The organism is uncultured Flavobacterium sp. (genome assembly GCF_951805225.1).
GTDB lineage: Bacteria > Bacteroidota > Bacteroidia > Flavobacteriales > Flavobacteriaceae > Flavobacterium.
Map to the genome: position 1 here is coordinate 2,628,513 of NZ_OX638201.1, position 23,231 is coordinate 2,651,743.

A 23,231-nucleotide genomic window follows, 5' to 3' on the forward strand; every position below is an offset into this window, starting at 1 on the left:
AGGTTTCTGTATTGATCCCTTTTTTTTTGCATAAAAAAAGTCGTTGCAATTCTACGAATTACAACGACAAATAAAAACCAACCAGTCCAATATTTTTCTATATTCTCGCGAATATATTTGTGTAGTATTTATTTCCAGTTCTGGGATCAATTTTTACTGATATCCCAAAATGAGTATAGTTTCCTTCGATATTTTTTTTGTGACCAGGACTTGCAAGCCAGGATTGCAGTGCAGCATCAGCCGTTTTGTAGTTGTAAGCAACGTTTTCTCCAACGTTTGTAGCTCCAAGCAACTTCATAATATTTTCAGAACGCGCAACAAAATCACTATGATCTACAACATCGTTTGCAATCATATAGTTGTTATGCTCCTCGCATTTAGAAGAAATGTGGTTGATTTTTTGCAATGCATTCAAACCAATACTTACTCGGTAATCGTTTATCGCTTGCATTGTTTCCAGCTCAGAATCATTGTAAGTGTAATTCATCACTACTTTTTCCGTCGAGCTGCTATTTTCAGTTCCCTCGGCCGTGTCAGCAGAACATGAGTTCATTGTAACTGACATTACAATGAACAGCATGGTGCAGATAATCTTCTTCATAGTCAATAGCATGTTAAAATTTTAAAGTAAATGTTGGGGCAAATTCTTTAAACTTATATTTGGATAAATCTTCTTGTTTCTTAAGCCAAACCTATTCAATTTATCGGTAAACTACAAAAATAATCGATGAACTACATTATTATTTTATTATTAAATGTAAATTTCTTACAACTAAGAAGATAATCGTTCAATCTTCCATGAAAAATCTGATTGGCTAGAGTAACGAATTCTATCATGCAATCTATTAGGTCTTCCTTGCCAAAATTCTACCTCTAAAGGAGTTACTAAAAATCCTCCCCAATTTTCGGGTCTCGGAATTGGTTTTCCTTCAAATTCAGCTTCTAGTTTTTTTAAGTTTTCTTCTAAAAATGTTCTCGACGGAATCACTTCACTTTGATGAGAAACAATCGCACCAAGTTTACTTCCGTCAGGACGAGAATCAAAATAATTATCCGAAATATTTTCAGAAGTTCTTTCAGCAATTCCTTTAATAATTACCTGACGTTCCATTTCCTGCCAGAAAAAAGACAAACAAACATGCGGATTTGCAGCAATCGCTTTTCCTTTTTCCGAATCGTAATTGGTATAAAAAATAAATCCTTCTTCAGAAAATTTCTTTAACAGAACAACTCTTGATTTCGGAAAACCATCCAAACCAATTGTCGAAACCGTCATTGCATTTACTTCACCGCTTCCGCCAAAATCTTCCACTTCATGAAACCATCGGTTAAAAAGATTAATTGGATCCTCCGGAATATTACTTTCTAATAATTCACTTTTCTCGTAAGACTTTCTATAATTACTTAAATCGTTCATGACTTTAGATTTTAGATTGTTGATTTTAGATTTTAGAATTTTTGTTTCAGGTTTCAAGTTTCAAGTTTGTCAGCCTGAGCGAAGTCGAAGCCCTTCTAGTTATAAAAGCCCTTCGACTTCGCTCAAGGTGACACTTGTATATTCACATTCCAAAGCTTAAAAACTTAGCATCTCAGAACCTCAGCACCTTAGAGCCTTATTAAACAAACTCAAAAGAAACTCCATCATTCCCTAATAAAACATTTGGGAAAACAGTTTCAGCTTCTTCTTTAAAACGTTCGATTCCGTCATATCTTGTAGAATAATGTCCTAAAACCAAATGTTTTGCGTTTGCTTTCAATGCAATCTTTGCCGCTTCAATTGCAGTCGAATGTAAAGTTTTTGATGCCAATGCAGCTTCAGATTCCAAAAAAGTAGATTCGTGATACAAAACATCAACATCTTTTATAATCGGGATAATGTCTTCCTTATAAGCTGTATCTGAGCAAAAAGCATAACTCAATGCAGGAATCGGATCAAAAGATAATTTTTCATTCTCAATTACAGTTCCGTCATCAAGCGTTACATTTCCTCCGCCTTTTATTTTTTGATAATAGGCTGTATGAATATTATAATGCTGAACCGCTTCTACATTTAGTTTTCTGTCTCCGGGTTTCTCCTGAAACAAAAATCCATTTGTATAAACGCGATGTTTCAACGGAATCGTTCTCACAATTACTTTCTGATCTTCAAAAATAATTTCGCTTTCCTTAGATTCCAACTCATGAAAAAACAAATTATAAGTTGTCCAGGATTCCGTTAGTTTCAACTGAAGAAGAATAAGCTCTTTGATTCCTTTTGGTCCGTAAATATGTAAATCGGTTGTTCTTCCTAAAAGAGAAAAAGTCGAAATAGTCCCAATTAATCCGTAAAGATGATCTCCATGTAAATGCGAAATAAAAACGTGATTAATCTTTGAGAATTTAATCTTGTTCTTACGCAATTGAACCTGAGTTCCTTCGCCACAATCAATTAAAAACATTTTGTTCTTAATTTCTAAAACCTGCGAAGTTGGGTTGGTAAGTGTTCTGGGAGTTGCGGCATAACAGCCGAGTATGGTAAGCTTCAATTTTTTTGTTTATTTGGTTATTTGTTAAATCGTTTAATCGTAGAAAACTAAAATCTTAAGTAAAATCAATTAAACAGTTATCAAATATAGTTTATTCGGTTAATTGGTAAATCGGTTAATCGCCTAAGATCAGTACTTTAACAAAATCGAATCAACAATTAAACAAATCAATTTTATTTGACGAATCGCTAATCACCAAAATCAAAATCGATTAAACAGCTAAACAAATAAACAAATAAACAATTAAACCAATTTTAAAAACCTAGATCTCTTTCGATTTCTTCCATTTCGATAATATCGTGTGCTTCCAGAAGTGAAGGAACTACAACCAATTTATCAGAAATAGCATTAAAGTCAAGATCAGAAACTACAATTACAAACGATTTTTTAGCTTTCTTTTGTTGCTTCGAAAGCGGTAAAAAAAGTTTCAAATCATCTTCTGCCAATTGAGCATTTGATGATAAATCGATTATAATATTTTGTTTTTCAAAGGTTTTAAACTGCTGCGTCACTTTCTCCAAAAAAGAATTAAAATCTCCCTGGGTATCTTTAATCGTAACGGTATGTCCTTTTTGATCTACTTTCATTTTATTATATATAGGCTCTGTTTTCGAGAGCTAAGGTACGTTTTTATTTTTTTGTTTCGGGTTGAAATGAGATTTTACCGCAAAGGTCGCTAAGTTTTTTACCCAATATTAATGTTGAGAAAACACAAAGTTCGCAAAGCTGCTTCAATAAAGCTTTATGATTTAAAAAATCGTTTCGAGTTTCAGGTTTCAAGTTTGCCAAGCTAAACGTTCCAAAACATGAAACCTGAAACTTGAAACAAAATTAAACTAACCTTTTACTGAATTTTAGAAGCCAATAAATAAATCACTGCCATTCTAATCGCAACACCATTCTCAACCTGATTTAAAATCACCGAATGATCAGAATCTGCCACTTCAGATGTAATCTCTACACCTCTATTGATTGGTCCCGGGTGCATGATTACGATTTCTTTTCCAAGAGAATCCAGCAAAGGTTTATCGACACCATATTGTTGAGCGTATTCACGTGTTGAAGGGAAAAAATTGACATCCATACGTTCGTTCTGAACACGAAGCATATTCGCAACATCACACCATTCTAATGCTTTTCTTAAATTTGGCTCAACCGTAACACCAAGCGATTCTATATAACGAGGAATCAGTGTTTTTGGTCCGCAAACTTTAACCTCAGCTCCTTGCATTTGCAAAGCGTATATATTTGATAAGGCAACTCTCGAATGCAGAATATCCCCCACAATTACCACTTTTTTTCCGGCTACATCACCCAGTTTTTCTCTAATCGAATAACTGTCTAATAAAGCCTGAGTTGGATGTTCGTGTGCTCCGTCTCCAGCATTTACAATACTTGCTTTGACATTTTTAGATAAAAAATAAGCCGCTCCGGGATTAGAGTGGCGCATTACAACCATATCAACTTTCATTGATAGAATATTGTTTACAGTATCAATCAGGGTTTCTCCTTTTTTAACAGAAGACTGAGCCGCCGAAAAACTAATAACATCGGCAGACAAACGTTTCTGTGCTAATTCAAAAGAAAGTTTTGTTCTGGTACTATTTTCAAAAAATATATTGGCAATCGTAATATCTCGTAATGAAGGAACTTTTTTAATAGGTCGGTTAATGACTTCTTTAAAATGATCGGCAGTTTCAAAAATCAGGTTAATATCATTCTCGTTGATATATTTAATTCCTAATAAGTGATTTACGCTTAATTCTTTCATTTTTATTTCTTTAATATTATTGTCAATGCTTCTTTAAAGAGAAGCTGTTTTATTGAATCATTCTGTCTACAACTTCACTATAATCTTGCAGATCTCTATCGTCTTCATTAAAAATCTTCTGCCATCTGAAACCTGGAATTTCAATTTTCGTTCTTGCTGAACCATTCCAGATTACTCTAAAATCATTATTTATCAAAACTTCGGCAACTCGCTTCCCTATTTCTATTGTAGTTGCATCATCAGAATTGTCTACTTTCTGAAAAGCGATAAACAATTTCGAATCTTCTACTGCAACAGCTCTTGCCAAATCCTGTCCGTGATAAAAACAATATCCATCAGACTCCACTTCATTTTCCTGTAATTCTCTTTCAACCTCAACAACTTCGTATTCACCATCGGTTGTAGTGTAACCTACATTATGAAGTGCCAATATATTTTGATCACATAATTCATCAAAAGCTTCTATTAGCCTTTCAGTATCTGTTGGACTTTTCCATTGTTTACTTTCTGCAAGTAACTTTTGGTATTCTTCTCTTATTTTGTCAAAAGCCCATTCTTCTGAGATTTCGTCTTCAAATTCATTGTCTTCAATCTCTTCTATGATGTTTTCCTGAATCTCATCAACAGAAAGAAATCCCATTCTGACCTGATTAAAAATTGATTCGTAAATAAACGTTTCGTTCTCTGTCATTACTTTTATTGTTAAATCGTTTATTTGTTTAACCGTTTATTTATTAAAAATATTCAATCGCTTGGTTTTTCCGATTAAACAATTAACCGATTTAACGATTAAACTAATTTGTCACTAAGTGAACAACATCTTCACCATCATTTTCTTTCCAGCTCACTTTTACTTTTTCGCCATTAATAGCATCGACCTGACGACCGCGATAATCGGGCTGAATAGGTAAATTGCGGCTAAAACGTCTGTCGATTAAAACCAGTAATTCAATTTCTGAAGGCCTTCCAAAAGATTGAATTGCAGTTAAAGCTGAACGAATGCTTCGTCCGGTAAACAAAACATCATCAATAAAAATGACTTTTTTGTTTTCGACTATAAAGTTGATTTGGGTTTTATTTGCTTCAAGCGGTTTATCAGTTCTACGGAAATCATCTCTAAAAAAAGTAATATCCAGATAACCCAAAGAGATTTCGGGTGTTTTGTATTCGCTTTCTAAAATTTGTTTTAAACGCTCCGCCAAAAAAACACCTCTCGGCTGAATCCCAATTAAAATTGTATCGGAGAAATCAAGATGTTTTTCGATTAACTGACAAGCCAAACGATGGAGTATGATAGTAACTTCTTTTGAATTAAGTAATACTTTTTGGCTCATAATTAGTTGTAATGTTTGGTTGGGCAAATATACAAAATCAGAATTTATTTGTTGGGGTGTTGGGAAGGGAAATATTTTTTTTTGATACAAGACATTTTTTAAGAACTTATTCTACTTTGATAATATCCTCAAAAATAAGATCATATATTTAACATTAATTTAATAAAAAATCATATTTTAGCAAAGCCACAATATCTTCCAAAGTAAATTTAAAAAATCATAGTTAATAGTTAACAACTTAAAAGATCTAATTTTAAATTATATATATGGACAATATTTCAAATTCATGTTATTCTTGCAACACAACATTTCCTGCAGCCGGCATTTTTTGTGGAAAATGTTTAACACAAATAAAATGCAAATCCTGCAATAGCATTCTTGAAAAAGATTTTATCGGTTGTACAAATTGTGGAACGCCAAAAATAGCTTCTGCAAACAATACTCAAAATAATCAGAACACTTTTCGAATGCATCAAACTTTGAATGAGCGTACCATAGAAGCAACCTTTAGTAATGACATAGGAAAAGAAATTGCTGATATGCTGAAAGAAACATATTCGAACAATTTAAAATTATCTGCGGACAATATTTCAAACATTTCTAAAGCAGACATTAGTAATAACACTGACAATATTATAGAAGTAGAAGTAGTAAATTTTAATACTGATGATACAGAAAATCAAAAACTAAACTCAATAATTAGCGATGAAGATTTTCCAAATATTATGGCAATCGCAATAAAAAACTTACCAACTACTGAAGTTGAATGGATAGTGATTTACTCTTTTTATGCTTCTAATTTCGGTAAAGAAATTTATTCCCGTAAAAACATTATTGACTGCCATACGGAATCTAAGAGAAAAAATCTATCATTTTCAAATAATCTAACTAGAAGCTTAAATTTGGCGATTAATTCTGGTTATATAAATCCCTTACAGGAGGGTTATTTTTTATTAGATGAAGGTGTAACAAAAGCAAAAGAAATAATCAACAGAACCAAAGGAACTTTACCAAAATTTAAATCTAAAAATGTTTCAAAAAAAGAAGATTTTAAATCAATTGTTACTGAGCCTAAAGTAAAAAAAACTACTAATAACGAGGTTAAATCTTTAAAAAGGGTTTCAGATTTAAATTTAGAGCCTGAAAAAAAAGAAAGTTTAAAAGATTTTTTAAAAAATCATCCATGTACAAATGACCATGAGAGAAATTTGGTTTTTACTTTCTATCTACAAGAAATACTTAAAATTGAAAAGGTAACAAATAATCATATATACACTTGTTATGACTATCTCGGATTAAGAATTTCAGAAAACCTACCTCAAGGAATAAGGAATACAAGAAATAAAAAGGGTTGGATAGAAGGAGAAAACGGAGCTACCATATTAACTATGAAAGGGAGAAATAAAATTAAATTCTGGGATAATAAACAATAATGTCAATAGAAAATTTCATACTAAAAATTAAAGATTTTGATAATTTTTCAGCTAGTGCAAAAATTGATTTTTTTGTGTATTTCTTAACCGAACTTGAAAACAAAGAAGGTATTAGAAATAAAGATATAGAAGAATGTTTTGATAAATTAAATATTTCAAAATATTCTAATATTCCACAATATCTTAAAGTTAATTCAAAAAAAGTTAAAGGAAAATTGTCAAAATTCATCCTTAATAAAGGGTTATATAGATTAGAAAGACAAAGGAAAAATCAAATTGAGGCTATTTTAGAAATTGCTCCCCTTATCGCTCCTAGTAATGATTATTTTCCTTTAGAGCTATTTAAAAATACTAGAGGCTATTTAGAAGCTATTTCACTCCAAGCTGCAGCTTGTTATGACAATTATCTCTTTGATGCTTGTGCTGTAATGACTAGAAAATTATTAGAGGTTTTAATTATAGAGTCATTTGAAAGACATTCAATTGAATCAAAAATAAAAGACACTAACGACAACTTCTTCTTTTTAAGCGACTTAATAGATAAATTTAGATCCGAGAAAAAGTGGAATATAGGAAGAAATGCAAAAGAAAGTATTCCAAAACTAAAAAAAATGGGGGATTTAAGTGCACATAACCGAAGATATGTATCAAAAAAAGCAGATATTGACAAACTTAAAGATGATTTAAGGATCGTATTTGAAGAATTAATACACATAATAGATTATCCAAATTGGAAATAAGAGTTTAATTCATTGATTCGAATAGTATTTTTCATAATTTTTAAAATCAAAATCATAAAACTTTTCAACCAAATTATGTAACACATTTTTTTTCTGATTGAAGTAATTTTATTGTAAGCAAATTAGAATACTCAATTCTATTTAAAACAATTAAAACAGCAAAATCATGCAAAAGAATATTACACGTTTGTTAATGGTATTCGTAATACTATTTTCATTTACAAGTTGCGAAGTTATTGGAGATATTTTTAAAGCCGGAATGGGATTCGGAATCTTTATCGTCATCTTTATTGTTGCGATAATCATTTTCATTTTTGCAAAACTCTTCGGTGGCAATAAGTAATCATAAAAAAAATCCCGATTGCCAAAGCGATCGGGATTTCTTCTTATTATAAATTGAAATATTACAAATTGTACATTTTCTTTCTTAATTCCTGAATTTTTTCATCATCCAGATATTCGTCAAATGTCATGTAACGGTCTATTGCTCCATTTGGCGTTAACTCCACTACTCTATTACCTACAGTTTGTGCAAACTCGTGGTCATGTGTTGTGAAAATTACTGAACCTTTGAAGTTTTTTAATGAATTGTTGAATGCTGTAATCGACTCCAAATCTAAGTGATTTGTTGGTTCGTCAAGCATTAAGATATTAGCACGCTCCATCATCATTCTTGAAAGCATACAACGTACTTTTTCTCCTCCTGATAATACACGGCTAGTTTTTAAAGCTTCTTCTCCAGAGAAAATCATTTTACCTAAGAATCCTCTAATAAATACTTCGTCGCGCTCTTCTTCTGTTTTTGCGTATTGACGTAACCAATCTACCAATGTCAAATCATTTTCGAAAAACGAGTGATTTTCTGCCGGTAAATAAGCTTGATTTGTTGTGATTCCCCAATCAAAAGTTCCTGCGTCTGCTTTTTGATTGTTATTTAAAATTTCGTAGAAAGCTGTTGTAGCACGTGAATCTTTAGAGAAAAGAACGATTTTATCACCTTTTGCCATATTCAAATCTACGTCTTTAAACAATAGATCTCCCTCTACAGAAGCTGCTAATCCTTCTACATTCAAAATCTGATCTCCGGCTTCACGATCCTGATCAAAAATAATTGCAGGATAACGACGGCTTGAAGGTTTGATTTCAGAAATATTCAATTTAGAAATCATTTTTTTACGAGATGTTGCTTGTTTAGATTTTGCAACGTTCGCGCTAAAACGACGAATAAATTCTTCTAATTCTTGTTTCTTTTCCTCTGCTTTTTTGTTTTGCTGAGCACGTTGTTTTGCTGCCAATTGGCTAGACTCGTACCAGAAAGTATAGTTTCCTGAGTAGTGATTTATTTTTCCGAAATCAATATCAGAAATATGCGTACAAACCGCATCTAAAAAGTGACGGTCGTGAGATACTACAATTACAGTGTTTTCGTAGTTTGCCAAGAAATTTTCTAACCAAGCGATTGTCTCGAAATCCAAATCGTTGGTAGGCTCATCCATAATAAGCAAATCAGGATTTCCAAAAAGCGCTTGCGCCAAAAGTACACGTACTTTAATTTTTCCCTCAAGATCGCCCATTAAAGTATAATGATGTTCTTCGTTGATTCCTAAGTTAGACAACATCGCTGCGGCATCAGAATCTGCATTCCAACCGTTCATTTCTTCAAACTGAACCTGAAGTTCTCCAATTCGGTCTGCGTTTTTGTCGTTGTAGTCTAAATAAAGTTCATCCATTTCTTTTTTAACAGCATAAAGAACTTTATTTCCCATCAAAACGGTTTCCAAAACAGTATGCTCGTCGAACATGTTGTGATTTTGGTTTAAAACCGACATACGTTTTCCCGGTTCTAAATGAATGTGTCCAGAAGTTGGGTCGATGTCGCCCGAAATGATTTTTAGAAAAGTAGATTTTCCAGCACCATTGGCTCCAATAACTCCATAAATATTTCCGTGTGTGAATGTGGTATTTACTTCGTCAAACAAAATTCGTTTGCCAAATTGAACTGATAAATTATTGACTGTTAACATGAATGTCTTTTTAATTAATTTGGTGCAAAAGTAGGGAAAAAGGTTCAGAGTTGCAAAGATGCAAAGGAGCAAAGTTTTTTATCTAAACAATCATTTCTCTCGCAAAGACGCAGAGGCGCGAACAAAACATATTTTGACTTGGAATTTTCACCATATAAGTTATATAAGTTCATTTAAACTAGACTTATCAACTTAAAAAATACCAATAAAAAGACTTGGCGTCTTTGCGTTTTTGCGAGATTAAATCGTCACAGCTTGGCTTTTAAATTAAACTTATAATATCTTACATTACTTATATGGTTTAAAAACTACAATTTGTTTACCTTCATTTTTATTTTATTCAAAATTATGCAGGCTCCTATTTTATTATATCAAACCGCTCAAAGCAATATCGAAGTCGAAGTAACGTATCTTGATGAGAGTTTTTGGCTTTCGCAAAAGGGAATGAATCAGTTATTTGAAATTGACAATAGAACAATTAATAAACATCTTCAAAATATTTTTAATTGATCTGAATTATATAAAGTTCAACCATTCGAAAAATTCGAATAGTTCAAATTTAAGTAAAAGGAAATAATAAAAATAAAGAATAGTCAACTCACAAAAGAATGATAAACGAGAAAATTCAAAAAGTCCTAAAACGTTTAATTGGTCTTCTATTGATAATAAAAAGTTATGATTTTATTACTATTGCCATAGATCTCTACAAACAAATTGATGAAAATAAAAAACACGCATACATTTGTACTTTTGTAGGAACTGAAAGTCCTACAAATTTTTTATTTCCAGGATTATATATCTTGCTCTTTGGAATAACTTTAATTTATTATTTTCCAATCTTATTAAAAACACTTATTTATTATAGTTTAATATTGCCTGTTCATTTTCTGCTTTACTTTGTTTTGTTCTCTATTGTAACTTTAGATATCAATATTTCACTAGATTTTTTCAACAAAATATTTTTATTCTTAGGAATGTCCTATTCTATAATTTTAATATCCAATTTCAATAATTTTGATTGGAAAAATCAAATAAAGAATAATTATAAATTTCCTTTAATTATTGGAATAATATATGCTTTAGCTGAGTTTTACTGGATAAATTATTGATCGAAAATCTATAATTTATTCTTGACAAGCCAATATAATTTACAGTTTACTTTCTTTTTCTAAAGCTACTTCCAGACTTCTGAAATTAGGTAAAACTTTGGCAATTAAACCTTCTTTGTTCAAAATAAAATGTGTTGGAAATGCATTCAATTGCAAGGTTTCATTCATGTAAATTTTCATGTTTGGAATTACAGAATATGACAATGGCTTTCTGGCTAAAAATGTCTTTAATTGTTCTGGATTATCTTCGGCAAGGCTTACAAAAAGAATATCTTTTCGGTCTTTATATTTTTCTGTTAATTGATTGACTTCTGGAAATTCTTTGATACAAGCGGCACAATGAATATACCAACATTTGATTACAATGATTTTTCCTTTCATGGATTCGTTAGAAACTACATTTCCGTTTAAATCTTTAAAAGAGAATTTTGGAAAAGGCTTCCCTTCCATTTCGAAATTCTTTAATGCGTCAAAAGCTTCCTGATTTATAGTGGCTTTTATACTTGTATCTGAATTGGGCTGGATTTTAAAAAGCTTATAATAGTAGATTGAATCTTCTGATTTTAATCGGATTGGGATATAATTTCCGTTTGTTAATTCGTTTAGAAAGCTTTCTTTTGAAATTTCTTTAGAATCGGTATCAAGCGCTATGTAATCTCTGGAAAGCATGATTTTTTTGCTTTGATAGATCCACCAATCACTGTATTTATTCTGAATTTGGATTGGATCAACTTCCGGATTTCCGAATTTGCTTTGGCCGAAAATTGTTGCCGAAATTAGAAATAGGATTAGAAAAACGATTGATTTCTTCATGAATTTTTTATGCAATAATTGGAAATCAAAAGTAGTTATTTTTTAAACACTTTAATTACTACATTTGAATACTGTCAATATCTAAAGGCATTTTTTAATGAAAAAAATATTTCTATTTCTTCTAATTCTAAATCAATTTTCTGTTTTCTCTCAAACGGATAAACTCTATTATTTCGTTGAAAAGGATAGTCTTTTGGGCGTGAAAAATCAAAATGGGAAAATTATTATTCCTGCTGCTTATACTATGGGTTCCATTATTTATGATGGAATTTTAAAAGATGAGATCAAAGAAAACCTAATTTTTTTTTGGATTGTCAAAGAAGGTCAAAAAGTGTATGACAGAAAAGGTAATTTTCTTTTTGTACCTTATATACTTGATGCAGGTTTTGACGATTTTAACGAAGGTTATATGCGATTTGTCGAAAACGAAAAACTTGGACTTGCTAACCGAAATGGAGCCAAGATTATTCCTGCACAATATGACTGGGTTTCTTCATTCAATTTTGGCTTTGCAGAATATTGTAATGGTTGTTATTTTGATCGCTCTAAAGATGATGAACATCCGCCGCTTGTTGGTGGAACTTGGGGTTATATTGATAAAAATGGTGCTGAAATAATTCCAACTGAAAAGCGAAATCATCCGAAAGATTTTGAAACTGAAAAACATCAATTTATTCCGTATCAATTTGTTTATAATGAGAAGGAAAAACAGATTCTGGATTTCTTTGAAAAACGAAAAGATAAGATTATTGAAATCTACAAGATCGATTGCTTAAAGAAGGATTTGTATTTTGAAATCATCGAAAAACCTTCTGATCTTGATCCTTTTTATAAAATTAAAACTTTTGAAATCTGCGATCAATATTTTCATGGTGCTAATGAAAATTATGATGAATATAAAATTTTTAAAGTTTCTGCAGATGGAAAAAACTTCTTTGTGACTTATAAGGATTATGTTCAACACAAGAAATACTCTGAATTTGTTGAGCGAAAGATTCCTGTTGATAAATGGATTAAGAAGAATTGAATTACTTTGCATTGAGATGGTACGCGGGTTTTACGGATTCGCTATCGCGAAAACGCGGATTTTTTGTCCTTGCGAGGAACGAAGCAATCTCCCTTGCTACTTTGCGCTAAGATGGCACGCGGATTAAACGGATTCCAGCGAATTTACACTGATTTTTTATTCTTTCTTTCTTTATTTTAATATTCTAAATCTTTGTCAAAGTTTGAAACTTTGACAAAGATAATATGCGTCAAACCCGACAGGTTTTTAAAACCTGTCGGGTTTACTATGCGTCGATATAGTTTGTCGATTAGGTTAGTGTGGTTGCTTCGTTCCTCGCAATGACGTGCTTTGTGGTTACTTTGTGGTGAGATGGTACGCGGATTTTACGGATTCGCTTTCACGAAGACGCGGATTTATACGGATTTTTTGTTTTTGCTTTTGTTCATTCGGGTTCTAAATCTTTGTCAAAGTTTGAAACTTTGACAAAGATAACACACGTCAAACCCGACAGGTTTTAAAAACCTGTCGGGTTTACTATGCGTCGATATAGTTTGTCGATTAGGCTAGTGGTGGTTGCTTCGTTCCTCGCAATGACGTATTTTGTGGTTACTTTGAAATTAGTTCATCTTGATCATTCCTGATAAAACCTAAAGCCCTAGCCCTGATAGAAGCGGTATCCTTTTTCTGGTTCCTTTAACCAGGAAAAGATACAAGTGGATAGCAGGAAATAGCTCCTAAAAACATTATTCCCCTTGATTATATTATTGAATATTACTTCGCTTTAAAACAAAAAAAACCTGGCAATAAAATTGCCAGGCTTAGAATGCTCTCCTTCAGGTGAAAACCAAATAACAAATCACCTAAATTTGATGCATTTATTCGAAATAAAAATCAGATTAAAAAATAAATAACCAAACTCAATTTTAACCGTTCCAATGTTTTATTTCAGTTTTTTATTCATTGCAATGAACTTTAGTTTAAGAAGTTCAATACTTTGAATGATTGTCTTTTTCCTGCTTTGTCTGTTACAACAACCAAGAACAATTGTTTTGTTGAAAAACTTTGATCCTGAAGCAGTATTTCTTTATTATTTTGAACGTTTTTATGACTTACTAATGTTTGTCCAAGGATGTTGAATACATCAACCTGAGCAATATCTTCGCTGTCATTTGAAACTGATAATGCATTGTTTTTGAAATACGCTATCGTTTTACTGCTTTTTGAAGGAACATTTTCAACTGCTAATGTTTTTGCCGATGACTGTGAAGCAAAATAAGTAGCATAGGCTTTAGATAATTCAGATGAATTACCGCAAGATGATGCATCCCAGTTTACTGACCAAGTCATTAATCCTCTTAAAGAAGGATATGGTCCGCCTGGCTGCAATGTGTATGTTCTTCCTGTAAAAGTGGTTCCGGTTCTTAAGTAATGCATTGCACTAATTCCTTCTGCCGGTGTTAAATAACCGCTACCTGCTGCACTTGGACAAGCTGGTAATGCTATAAGAACTTTTGAGGCTGGTAAACCATCAAAATGCATTCCTGTTGTAGCAATGTTATATCCTTTTATCACCATATCGGTTAGGGCTGTTACCATGTTTGCTTTTTTAGCTGAACCATAATATTGACCGTCTAATCCGTTTTCTCCTCCTGTATTATACAATTGTACGGCTAACAAATCTAATTCGTTACGTAGGTTTTGAATGATTGGCAGGAATGAACCGAAAGTATCTGTATAAGTAGAATATCCACCTTGTACATATTGTGTTTCAGGAGCTGCAGTTAATAAGAATCCAGGACCATAGTAAGCTTTTAATTCTTTGAAAGCATCTACTACGTTTTTCAATCTTGGATAAGCAGAAATACCCGCATACGAAATATCTCTTAAACCTCCTGCGCTAAAATTCATCGATCCCCCTTCAAAATCAATATCAACTCCGTCAAATTGATACTCGTCAATAATTGCTTTTAGACCATTAACAAAAATATTTTTTTGAGTTACATTGTCTAAAACAACATGTCCGTTTTGACCTCCAATAGAAACAATAACTGGAACGCCGCTATCTCTTAAGGATTTTATATCGTTTTTCAACAATTGTTTATTGAAAACTCCATTTGTCAAATATCTATTGTCATTTGTAGTTAATACTGGCGTATAACCGTCACGATTAACGGTTTCTACGAAAGAATAATCGACTACGTTAAATTTACTTCCTACCATTTGAGAAAAATATAAAAATGGAGCACCTGCATTTTCCCAAGAATGTGCGTATCCTAAAATAATTTTGGATGGAAGCGGAATAAATCTATTTGTGCTCACCGGAGCAATTTTTATTGTATTGTTTAATGTAGTTACACCTGATTGATTATCGGTTGCTTTGATTACAACTGGATAATCCTGATATGCAGATGGTGTAAAATTATACGTATAAGTATTATTTGTACCTGCTGTCATATTAAATGTTCCTCCATTTATTGTAATGGTAACTCCTGAAACTGATCCGTTACTATCTACAGCTGTAACCGAAATTGGCACAACCTGGAAAGTACTTTGGTTTACTGTAGTATTCGATGGTGAATTCCAAGTAATTACTGGCAATGAATTTGGACAGTTTGCACCTGAACAACTTAATGTAAAACTATATGTTTTTGCATCTGTTGTTCCGTTTGATGCTGTAGCTGTAACAGTTAAGGTATGAGAAGCCGAAAACTGATTTGCTGCTGGTGTCCAAACCGATGTGTAAGTTCCTGAAGAATTTGTAGCACTTATGGTTTGTCCGTCTAAACTAAATACAACTGATGAGATTGTAGTAGCATCTGCAGCACTTAATCCAACACTTGCAACAAAATTAATTGATGATCCTAAATTTATAGCAATCGCCGAAGCTGTTGGTGCCGTAATAGTAACAACTGGTTTAGTTGCAACCACTGCTTGTCTATTAAAATTATAAACTGTTGCTGTTGTTGGAACTGCGAAGTTGGCTAAGTTATTTGGATAATAAGTCACGTCGCCATTTTCCCATGCATTTAATTTCAAACTTAAAATTTGTGTATAACCTGCTACAACTGAATTATCGAAAGTATAATTTCCTGATGCATCTGTTATTGCCAAAACACTTTTCCAGTTATGAGTATTATCTGTCCAAGGCACAACTAATTCTACTTTTGCACCTGCAACCGGAGTTGTTCCGTTTTTAACTGTTCCGCTAATTAAATTTGCAAGAACTTGTGCTGATTTTGCTGTAGAACTTGTATTAAAATTGTAAATTGTTGGGTTTGCAGGAACTGGGAAATTTGCCAGATTATTTGGTAAATAAACTACTTCTCCGTTTTCCCAAGTATTTAATTTTAAACTTGTAACTGTTGTATATCCTGCTACAACTGAATTGTCAAAGCTGTATTTTCCTTGTGCATCTGTTATAGCAATAACGCTTTTCCAGTTGTGTGTACTATCTGTCCAAGGTAAAACTATTTCTACTTTTGCACCAGCTACTGCTACTGTACCATTTTTAACTGTTCCGCTAATTTTATTTGTTGGAACTACAACAGCATCTTGTGTTAAGTTTAATGTTTTATTGGCTATTAAATTGGTATAAACTGTTGATGCCGGAGTAAATGTTTGTCCTGTTAAAGCTGCAGTTACAGTATAAGTTCCGCCTGACGGTAAATTAGCAATTGAATAAGCTCCTGTTGAATTTGTAGTTGCAGTAAAAGTTCCTCCTGACGAAGTTGCTGTAACTGTTACTCCTGAAACTCCAGCTGTTCCGTTTAGAACTGTTCCGCTAACTGTATAATATACAATTGGAGCGCCTTGAGCAAAATTCAACGTTTGATTAGCACTTATCGCATTATAAACTGTTGAAGTTGGCGTATAAGAGAATCCTGTTTTTGCAGCTGTAACTGTAAAGTTAAGTCCTGCTGTTAAACCTGCAATGCTGTAAACTCCGCTTGCATTAGAAGTCGCAGTTAAAACTGTAGATCCTGATGTAGCTGTAACTGTAACGCCTGAAACTCCTGTTGTTCCGTTAAGAACTGTTCCGCTAACGGTGTAAAGAGGTTGTGATCCGTTGATAACAACTCCAGTTTGGTTAACGGTTACATTCGTTAAATTTACCGGCGTAAAAGTATACGAAGCTTTTGCAGCTGTAAGTATATAATTTTGTCCTGAAGTTAAGTTGCTGAATGTAAAATTACCTCCTGTAGAAACTACTGTTTGCAATACTACATTGCTTGCATTTCTAAGTTCAACTGTTACATTTGGAACTAAAGCTGTTCCGTTTTTTACAGAACCTGCGATACTTACTGTTCCAGGAACAACGCTTCCGAATGATGTATCTACCTGAGTTAATAATGCATTTGGAATAGAACCTCTTGTGTCCTGAGATAATTCCCAAACCATACCTCCGGCAAGATTTTTTGATTTAATATATTGTACTTTTAAATCCATTGACTGCTTATCTTCATAAGAGATAAACTGTTTTAAAGAAGCATTATACAAGTAAGGAACTTTTGTTGTATTGTCAAAATATCTTACCCATCCTGCTGCTGCTGCAGATGATGTAACCTGCATTGTATTTGGATCTAAATAAGCGTGTGAATTCGTAACCGGATTTCCGACTAAATCGCAAATTTCGATACTTCCTGATTTTTCACAAGCTGCCGGACCGTCCCAAGTTCCTGTTGGATTTTGCGGATTTGTACATCCTGCAACAACATCTCTTGGAGCTGAAACGAATAATCCATTTGTTGAATTTGTCGCTACGTGATCAAATTTCTTTCCGTAGAAAGGTAATCCCATGATTAATTTATTCGCAGGAAAACCAACAACGTTCAAATATTGATTTGTTAATTCGTCAAGTGATTCTGATTGTGTTGCGCCATAAAGTGGATCATTTGGATTTCCGCTTGCATATAAAGGTGCATTGTAGCACGTTTTATCATACCAGTTTCCACCAAAATCATATCCAAAATAGGTAATGTAATCACAATAAGTCGAAATATCTTCTGTCATTCCGTATTGTGCTCTGTTTGATGGTCCTAAATATTGCGATGCAACTTTACGAACATTGTTTCCGGCAGCAATCGAGATTAATTTATTTGGCATTGCCTGACGCATTGCTTTCAATAAATAAACTAAATTTTTGTTGTCGTCCGGGCTGTACTTTTGTGGAGGAATTGGTGCTCCATTAATTACTTCGGTACCATCTGTTCCACCAGAAAGAGGATATTCCCAATCGATGTCAAATCCATCAATAAATGGATATTTGGTAATGAAGTTTGCCATATCTGCAGCCAAAGCGGCTCTTGCTACAGGACTTGCAGCAATTGGAGAAAGATCCTGACCTTTTGTCCATCCTCCAACAGAGATTAAGATTTTTAAGTGCGGATACTTTTCCTTAAGTTTCATTAAGTCATAAAAGTTCCCTTTTACAGGAGCATCCCACGGAATTCCACCTTCCATATGCTCAAAATCGGCATAGGAATCTAAACATAACAACTTTGTATTCTCCGGATGTGCCGGATCGAAAGTTGTACCATAAAACGAATAATTCAAATGCGTCAATTTACTTCCGTCTATCTTAGGAACATTGAAATCCCTGGCATAAATAGACCATTGCGCATAATACCCTACTACTTTTTTACCGTGAGCTGGTTGGGCTAACGCGAGTAAGGGAAACAGTAACAAAAAAAGCAATCTGTAATAATGTTTCATAATTAAATTAATATTGGTTAATAAAAAAAATATTCCAATCGTAATAAGTTACATACTGCAACTCTGTATATAAAATGCAACAATTGGGATTCAACCACTTGCAAAAAAAGATTGCAACCAATTGGAAATTAATTCATATAACTTCTAAAAATAAATATTACTATTACTGATTTTATCCATAATCATTGGTGAATAGTAGTGATTGATATTTATTTAATTTTTAAAAAATTAGTTTAAATACAAAAGATAAATTTGGGGTTCATCGATTTTAATACTTTAATTGTTTGTCATGTTTTCTTTTAATCTATTCTGTTTATTTGGTTTTAAATGTTACTATTTGGTTTCTATAATTCTTATATTTATATTCTTTTTAACAGGTTTTTATAGCGATTTTTTTCGGTTTTACCATAATTATCTCTACTAGAAATCTCTAGTAGAGATAAATGAATTACTAAATAATCATGGTAACTTAAACTTACTAAACACTAATTCAAACCAAACTTTCTCTTTATATCAATTTCTTAAAACTCGCATAAACTGATAACTCAACATCTGCGTGATCTTTTGTGTTACATTGTTCGATAAGGTTTTTTAAGTCCTCAGCTTTCAATGTTGATTTATTATCTAAAACAAGTAATAATTCTTGTGATGCATCATTTAATTTTTTCGATAAAGGCAAAATTGGCTGTACTAAAGGTGCGTTTGCACTTAACTCAATTAATCCTTTATTTAAAGCAATCCATTTATTGAAAAATGCTGCAACTTTTGCTTTGTTTTCTGGCGTTTTATTTGCTAAATACTGATTTACAGCATCATCAAATGCTAAAGATCCTTTAGCGTCCGGTCCGCAAGCATCTGCAAAAAGTGTAAACGGTGAATACATTTGGTATTCTGTTCCTCCTTTATTACGTGTATATCCTTTTAATGGCTCGCATACATTTGAAAGCTCTTCAAGCAATTCTATGTTTTGATTGTTTGAGACGTTTCTTAAAATAACTGCTTTGTTGCGAATGTGTGTTAATCCTAATTCTTCTAATCTAAAAGAAACTACATCAAGACGTTTGCGCATACTTGCTAAATCTGTGATATCTTCTGCTGACCAAAGTCTTTCGGCAATTGCTGCTGTTCTTGGCCAAATTCTTGAATCTAAAGTTGTTGGCGTTGCAAGTTCTGTCCACATTGTAGCTTCTCCACCTAAAATTCTTGCTTTTTCTTCGGCAGTTAAATCTACTCCTTTTGGCATTGGATCATTCAAATAATGACTTGCAACAGGATACATTAGATCGATATAATAGCCATTTGATAAAACTGTTTTATATCCTTTTTTTACTGCATCTGTTAAAGATTGTCCTGCAACCATTCCTTCATTTGGACCTCTCCAAGAATGAATAATAGCATCTTTTGACATGTTTTTTGTCAAAATTTCTTCCCATCCCATTAATTGTTTTCCATGTTTTTTAAGCATTGGAACTAATTGCATGGTAAAATAAGTTTGCAATTCATGATTGTTGGCTAACTTATTTTTCTTCATGAATTCTTGAATTTTCGGGTTTGCGTCCCAGTCTTTCCCCTCATTTTCGTCTCCCCCGATATGAAAATAAGCTCCGGGAAATAAGGGACAAACCTCGTCAAAAATTTCACTTAATAATTGATATGTTTTAGGATTTGAAGGATCTAATGTTGGCGAAAATATCCCCGCATTTCTTTCAATTCCATAGGTAGCAATTGCTGTACCTTGAATATTTTTTTCAGAAGTTCCTCCTGTCAGTGTAATCACCTTGCTTCCAATTTCCGGATAAGCCGTTAAAATTGCAGATCCATGACCAGGAACATCTATTTCAGGAACTACTAAAATACCGCGCTCATCAGCATATTTTACGATATTTTTAATTTCCTCTTGTGTGTAATACATTCCATCCGAAGCTACATCAATAAGCTTCTTATGTTTTTTCATTTCGATTCTCCAACCTTGATCGTCAACCAAATGCCAGTGAAAAACATTCATTTTCATTGCTGCCAATCCATCGATATTTCTTTTGACAACATCAATTGGCTGAAAATGTCTTGCAACATCTATCATCAAACCTCTCCATGTAAATCTTGGAAAATCTGAAATTTGTGAGATCGGAAAATAAAACGAGTTGTTATTATTCTGCAACATTTGCAATAACGTTTCAAGACCATGAAGTGCTCCTAAATCGCTGGTTGCATTTATTGTAATTTGATTTTTTTTAATATCTAAATGATAACTTTCGTCTTCGTATAAACCAATTTTTCCGCTTTTAGTACAGTTAATCTGAAGTTCAGCTGTTGGAACTTCATTTAATTTTGTAATAAAACCTTGTTGAAAAAAGATACCAGTTCTACCATCTAAGCGACGTAAAAAACGAGTTACTCCACCAAAAATTCGGGGACTAGGATTTCCGGTAATGTTAACTTTAAAATTTTTATCTAAAGCAAAATTCCCGTCGTTTAAAACAACACTTTGAGGCCACGGCATAAGATTTAGCTGCTCTTTTTGAATTTGAGCACTAGAAGTTACACCTGCTAATAGTAGGACTAATAAATATTTCATTTTTACTGTTTTTGAAAAGATGTTATCTCAAGACAACATTAATAATAGATAATAGAAACAAAACTCAGAATGATCTCTCTATTGAACCTCACAAATCGCTATGAAATCAATCTGAATTTTGAATTTGATTCGCTCCAAACCGAATCTTAAAAAACAACTCTAGTAATCAAAACGCTTAAAAGCTTCAATTGCTTCGTATTCAGCCAATCCTAATTCATCGTATAAAATTGCTGTATTTTTATTACGGTCTTCGGCTCTCACCCAGAACTCTCTTGAGTCATTTCCTTGAAACATTACTCTATCTTTTTGAGATTGGTGGTACAAAATCGCATGACGTTTTAGTAATACTTCTGATGGAGAAAGCGGAACTGCCATGTCAATTTCGTGAATATCCCATTCGTGCCAAGCACCTCTGTACAACCATAACCAGCAATCGTCCATGTATTTCTCTGGTTTCAATTCCTTTAAGGCTGCAAAAATTGCATTAAGACAAACTTCATGAGTTCCGTGTGGATCTGCTAGATCTCCTGCAGCAAATACCTGATGTGGTTTTATTTGTGCAATAATATCTTTTACAATAGCAATATCTTCTGGTCCTAACGGGTTTTTCTTAACCTGTCCTGTTTCGTAAAACGGAAGATCTAAAAAGTGTGTGTTTTCATCTTTCAGCCCAATGTATCTTGTTGCTGCATAAGATTCTCTTCTTCTGATTAATCCTTTTAATTTTCGAACTTCAAGAGAATCGATTTGATTTTCTGATTTGTTATTCAAAAATTCAATTACAGATTTAAAGTTGATTCCTGCGCCTGCTTCGCCAATGAAATCTTTGGCAACCTCAGCAAATTTCAATGCTTCGTCGTCTGTAACGGCAATATTTCCGGAGGTTTGATATACTACGTGTACATCGTGACCTTGTTTTATCAATTTTGAAAAAGTTCCTCCCATAGAAATCACATCGTCATCTGGATGCGGACTAAAAAGAATCACTCGTTTTTTTGCCGGATTGGCTCTTTCCGGACGATGAGAATCGTCTGTATTTGGTTTTCCACCTGGCCATCCTGTAATGGTATGCTGCAAAACGTTGAACATATTGATGTTCAAATCATAAGCAGAACCTTCTTGCGCCAAAAGATCAGACATTCCATTATTGTTGTAATCTCTGTCTGTTAATTTTAATATAGATTGTTTTGTTTTTTGGCACAACCAAACAATCGCTTTGCTTTTTAATTCCTGATTCCAGATGCATTCTCCAACTAACCAAGGCGTTTTGAAACGTGTTAATTCTGATGCTGCAGACTGGTCTAATACGAAAGTTGCATTAGGGTGATTTTGTAAAAATGTCGCAGGAACTTCTGAACTGATATCTCCTTGAATAGTTCTCTTGATGATATCGGCTTTGTTTTGTCCCCAAGCCATTAATACGATTCTTTTTGATCTAAGAATTGTAGAAACTCCCATGGTAATCGCTCTTTTAGGAACGTTATCAATACCATTAAAATCTGATGAAGCGTCTACTCTTGTAATGTGATCCAGTGTAATAATTCTGGTTCCTGAATTGATGTGTGATCCCGGTTCGTTGAAACCTACGTGACCTGTACGACCAATTCCTAACAATTGAAAATCTAGTCCTCCGGCATTTTTAATATTCATTTCGTAATCGATACAATATTGATTTAGTTCATCAATATGTACAGTTCCGTCTGGAATATTAACATTCTCAGGTTTAATATCTATGTGATTAAAAAGATGCTGATGCATGAAATAATGATAGCTCTGATTGTTCTCTTTTGTCATTGGATAATATTCATCCAAGTTGAAAGTGATTACATTGCTAAAACTCAAGCCTTCTTCTCTGTGCATTCTCACTAATTCCTCATATACTTTTATAGGAGAAGAACCTGTTGCTAAACCTAATACGCAAGATTTACCTTTTTCTTGTTTAGATCTAATTAATTGCGCAATTTCCTGCGCTACAATTACTGAAGCTTCTACAGAACTTTTGAAGATTTCGTTATGAATTTTTTCAAATCGAGTTTCTTCAAATTTCCCCGCGCTTTTATAGCTGATATCAGGTTTTATTTCTAAAGCACTTTTCATTTCTTTTTCTTTTTTTTGCTATTTACAATTTTGGTTTTTGAAATGGTATAAGCAATTTTCATTACTTATACCATTTACTAACCAAACTT

At 33.0% G+C, this 23,231-nt stretch carries 17 protein-coding genes; 5 read left to right on the forward strand and 12 right to left on the reverse strand.

Annotation, left to right across the window (positions count from 1 at the left end):
- Positions 1–97: 97 nt before the first annotated feature.
- From WN975_RS10435 to pyrR, 7 genes are all read right to left on the reverse strand, one after another.
- A complete protein-coding gene (locus WN975_RS10435) occupies positions 98–601 on the reverse strand; it encodes a CAP domain-containing protein (protein ID WP_337966482.1) in 504 nt (167 codons plus the stop codon).
- Positions 602–772: 171 nt separating this feature from the next.
- Positions 773–1,417 carry a pyridoxamine 5'-phosphate oxidase gene (gene pdxH, locus WN975_RS10440; protein WP_337966483.1) on the reverse strand — a complete coding sequence of 215 codons (645 nt, stop codon included), beginning with the start codon at positions 1,415–1,417 and terminating at the stop codon, positions 773–775.
- A gap of 199 nt (positions 1,418–1,616) precedes the next feature.
- A complete protein-coding gene (locus tag WN975_RS10445; RefSeq protein ID WP_337966484.1) occupies positions 1,617–2,525 on the reverse strand; it encodes a ribonuclease Z in 909 nt (302 codons plus the stop codon).
- Between the two features lie 254 nt (positions 2,526–2,779).
- Positions 2,780–3,112 carry a ribonuclease Z gene (locus WN975_RS10450; protein WP_337966485.1) on the reverse strand — a complete coding sequence of 111 codons (333 nt, stop codon included), beginning with the start codon at positions 3,110–3,112 and terminating at the stop codon, positions 2,780–2,782.
- A gap of 257 nt (positions 3,113–3,369) precedes the next feature.
- Positions 3,370–4,296 carry an aspartate carbamoyltransferase catalytic subunit gene (locus tag WN975_RS10455; RefSeq protein ID WP_029273654.1) on the reverse strand — a complete coding sequence of 309 codons (927 nt, stop codon included), beginning with the start codon at positions 4,294–4,296 and terminating at the stop codon, positions 3,370–3,372.
- Positions 4,297–4,345: 49 nt separating this feature from the next.
- Entirely contained in the window at positions 4,346–4,987 is a 642-nt protein-coding gene (locus WN975_RS10460; RefSeq protein ID WP_337966486.1) for a hypothetical protein, read from the reverse strand.
- A 103-nt stretch (positions 4,988–5,090) separates the two neighbouring features.
- A complete protein-coding gene (gene pyrR, locus WN975_RS10465; RefSeq protein ID WP_099708618.1) occupies positions 5,091–5,630 on the reverse strand; it encodes a bifunctional pyr operon transcriptional regulator/uracil phosphoribosyltransferase PyrR in 540 nt (179 codons plus the stop codon).
- 266 nt (positions 5,631–5,896) lie between these two features.
- On the opposite strand from pyrR, the gene WN975_RS10470 reads away from it, so the two are divergent.
- From WN975_RS10470 to WN975_RS10480, 3 genes are all read left to right on the forward strand, one after another.
- On the forward strand, positions 5,897–7,063 hold the full coding sequence (locus WN975_RS10470) for a zinc ribbon domain-containing protein (protein ID WP_337966487.1): 1,167 nt from the start codon (positions 5,897–5,899) through the stop codon (positions 7,061–7,063).
- Entirely contained in the window at positions 7,063–7,803 is a 741-nt protein-coding gene (locus WN975_RS10475; RefSeq protein ID WP_337966488.1) for a hypothetical protein, read from the forward strand. The genes WN975_RS10470 and WN975_RS10475 overlap by 1 nt, the downstream gene beginning before the upstream one ends.
- Positions 7,804–7,969: 166 nt before the next feature.
- Entirely contained in the window at positions 7,970–8,146 is a 177-nt protein-coding gene (locus WN975_RS10480) for a hypothetical protein (RefSeq protein WP_199174548.1), read from the forward strand.
- Between the two features lie 61 nt (positions 8,147–8,207).
- On the opposite strand, the gene WN975_RS10485 is transcribed toward WN975_RS10480, so the two are convergent.
- Positions 8,208–9,827, reverse strand: a complete 1,620-nt coding sequence (locus WN975_RS10485; protein ID WP_099708624.1) for an ATP-binding cassette domain-containing protein — start codon at positions 9,825–9,827, stop codon at positions 8,208–8,210.
- Between the two features lie 348 nt (positions 9,828–10,175).
- On the opposite strand from WN975_RS10485, the gene WN975_RS10490 reads away from it, so the two are divergent.
- On the forward strand, positions 10,176–10,337 hold the full coding sequence (locus WN975_RS10490) for a hypothetical protein (RefSeq protein WP_337966489.1): 162 nt from the start codon (positions 10,176–10,178) through the stop codon (positions 10,335–10,337).
- Positions 10,338–10,975: 638 nt separating this feature from the next.
- Here WN975_RS10490 and WN975_RS10495 read toward each other — a convergent pair.
- On the reverse strand, positions 10,976–11,749 hold the full coding sequence (locus WN975_RS10495; RefSeq protein ID WP_337966490.1) for a TlpA disulfide reductase family protein: 774 nt from the start codon (positions 11,747–11,749) through the stop codon (positions 10,976–10,978).
- Positions 11,750–11,846: 97 nt separating this feature from the next.
- Between WN975_RS10495 and WN975_RS10500 the strand changes: the two genes are divergently transcribed.
- Positions 11,847–12,776: a WG repeat-containing protein gene (locus WN975_RS10500; RefSeq protein WP_337966491.1), complete on the forward strand. Its 930-nt coding sequence runs from the start codon at positions 11,847–11,849 to the stop codon at positions 12,774–12,776.
- A gap of 954 nt (positions 12,777–13,730) precedes the next feature.
- Here WN975_RS10500 and chiA read toward each other — a convergent pair.
- The 3 genes from chiA to nagB all read right to left on the reverse strand — a co-directional run bounded on the left by chiA (position 13,731) and on the right by nagB (position 23,142).
- A complete protein-coding gene (chiA, locus tag WN975_RS10505) occupies positions 13,731–18,470 on the reverse strand; it encodes a T9SS-translocated chitinase ChiA (protein WP_337966492.1) in 4,740 nt (1,579 codons plus the stop codon).
- 508 nt (positions 18,471–18,978) lie between these two features.
- On the reverse strand, positions 18,979–21,045 hold the full coding sequence (locus tag WN975_RS10510; RefSeq protein ID WP_337966493.1) for a family 20 glycosylhydrolase: 2,067 nt from the start codon (positions 21,043–21,045) through the stop codon (positions 18,979–18,981).
- A gap of 159 nt (positions 21,046–21,204) precedes the next feature.
- Positions 21,205–23,142 (reverse strand): glucosamine-6-phosphate deaminase, encoded by a 1,938-nt coding sequence (gene nagB, locus WN975_RS10515; protein WP_337966494.1) that lies wholly within the window; start codon positions 23,140–23,142, stop codon positions 21,205–21,207.
- Positions 23,143–23,231: the final 89 nt, after the last annotated feature.

Excerpts from the sequence above, each read along its gene's own strand:
- WN975_RS10490 (WP_337966489.1), top strand. The coding sequence starts at position 10,176 with ATGCAGGCTCCTATTTTATTATATCAAACCGCTCAAAGCAATATCGAA.
- WN975_RS10510 (WP_337966493.1), bottom strand. The coding sequence starts at position 21,045 with ATGAAATATTTATTAGTCCTACTATTAGCAGGTGTAACTTCTAGTGCT.
- WN975_RS10480 (WP_199174548.1), top strand. The coding sequence starts at position 7,970 with ATGCAAAAGAATATTACACGTTTGTTAATGGTATTCGTAATACTATTT.
- WN975_RS10475 (WP_337966488.1), top strand. The coding sequence starts at position 7,063 with ATGTCAATAGAAAATTTCATACTAAAAATTAAAGATTTTGATAATTTT.
- WN975_RS10460 (WP_337966486.1), bottom strand. The coding sequence starts at position 4,987 with ATGACAGAGAACGAAACGTTTATTTACGAATCAATTTTTAATCAGGTC.
- WN975_RS10495 (WP_337966490.1), bottom strand. The coding sequence starts at position 11,749 with ATGAAGAAATCAATCGTTTTTCTAATCCTATTTCTAATTTCGGCAACA.
- WN975_RS10470 (WP_337966487.1), top strand. The coding sequence starts at position 5,897 with ATGGACAATATTTCAAATTCATGTTATTCTTGCAACACAACATTTCCT.
- WN975_RS10455 (WP_029273654.1), bottom strand. The coding sequence starts at position 4,296 with ATGAAAGAATTAAGCGTAAATCACTTATTAGGAATTAAATATATCAAC.
- WN975_RS10435 (WP_337966482.1), bottom strand. The coding sequence starts at position 601 with ATGAAGAAGATTATCTGCACCATGCTGTTCATTGTAATGTCAGTTACA.
- WN975_RS10450 (WP_337966485.1), bottom strand. The coding sequence starts at position 3,112 with ATGAAAGTAGATCAAAAAGGACATACCGTTACGATTAAAGATACCCAG.
- WN975_RS10500 (WP_337966491.1), top strand. The coding sequence starts at position 11,847 with ATGAAAAAAATATTTCTATTTCTTCTAATTCTAAATCAATTTTCTGTT.
- pdxH (WP_337966483.1), bottom strand. The coding sequence starts at position 1,417 with ATGAACGATTTAAGTAATTATAGAAAGTCTTACGAGAAAAGTGAATTA.
- chiA (WP_337966492.1), bottom strand. The coding sequence starts at position 18,470 with ATGAAACATTATTACAGATTGCTTTTTTTGTTACTGTTTCCCTTACTC.
- nagB (WP_337966494.1), bottom strand. The coding sequence starts at position 23,142 with ATGAAAAGTGCTTTAGAAATAAAACCTGATATCAGCTATAAAAGCGCG.
- pyrR (WP_099708618.1), bottom strand. The coding sequence starts at position 5,630 with ATGAGCCAAAAAGTATTACTTAATTCAAAAGAAGTTACTATCATACTC.
- WN975_RS10485 (WP_099708624.1), bottom strand. The coding sequence starts at position 9,827 with ATGTTAACAGTCAATAATTTATCAGTTCAATTTGGCAAACGAATTTTG.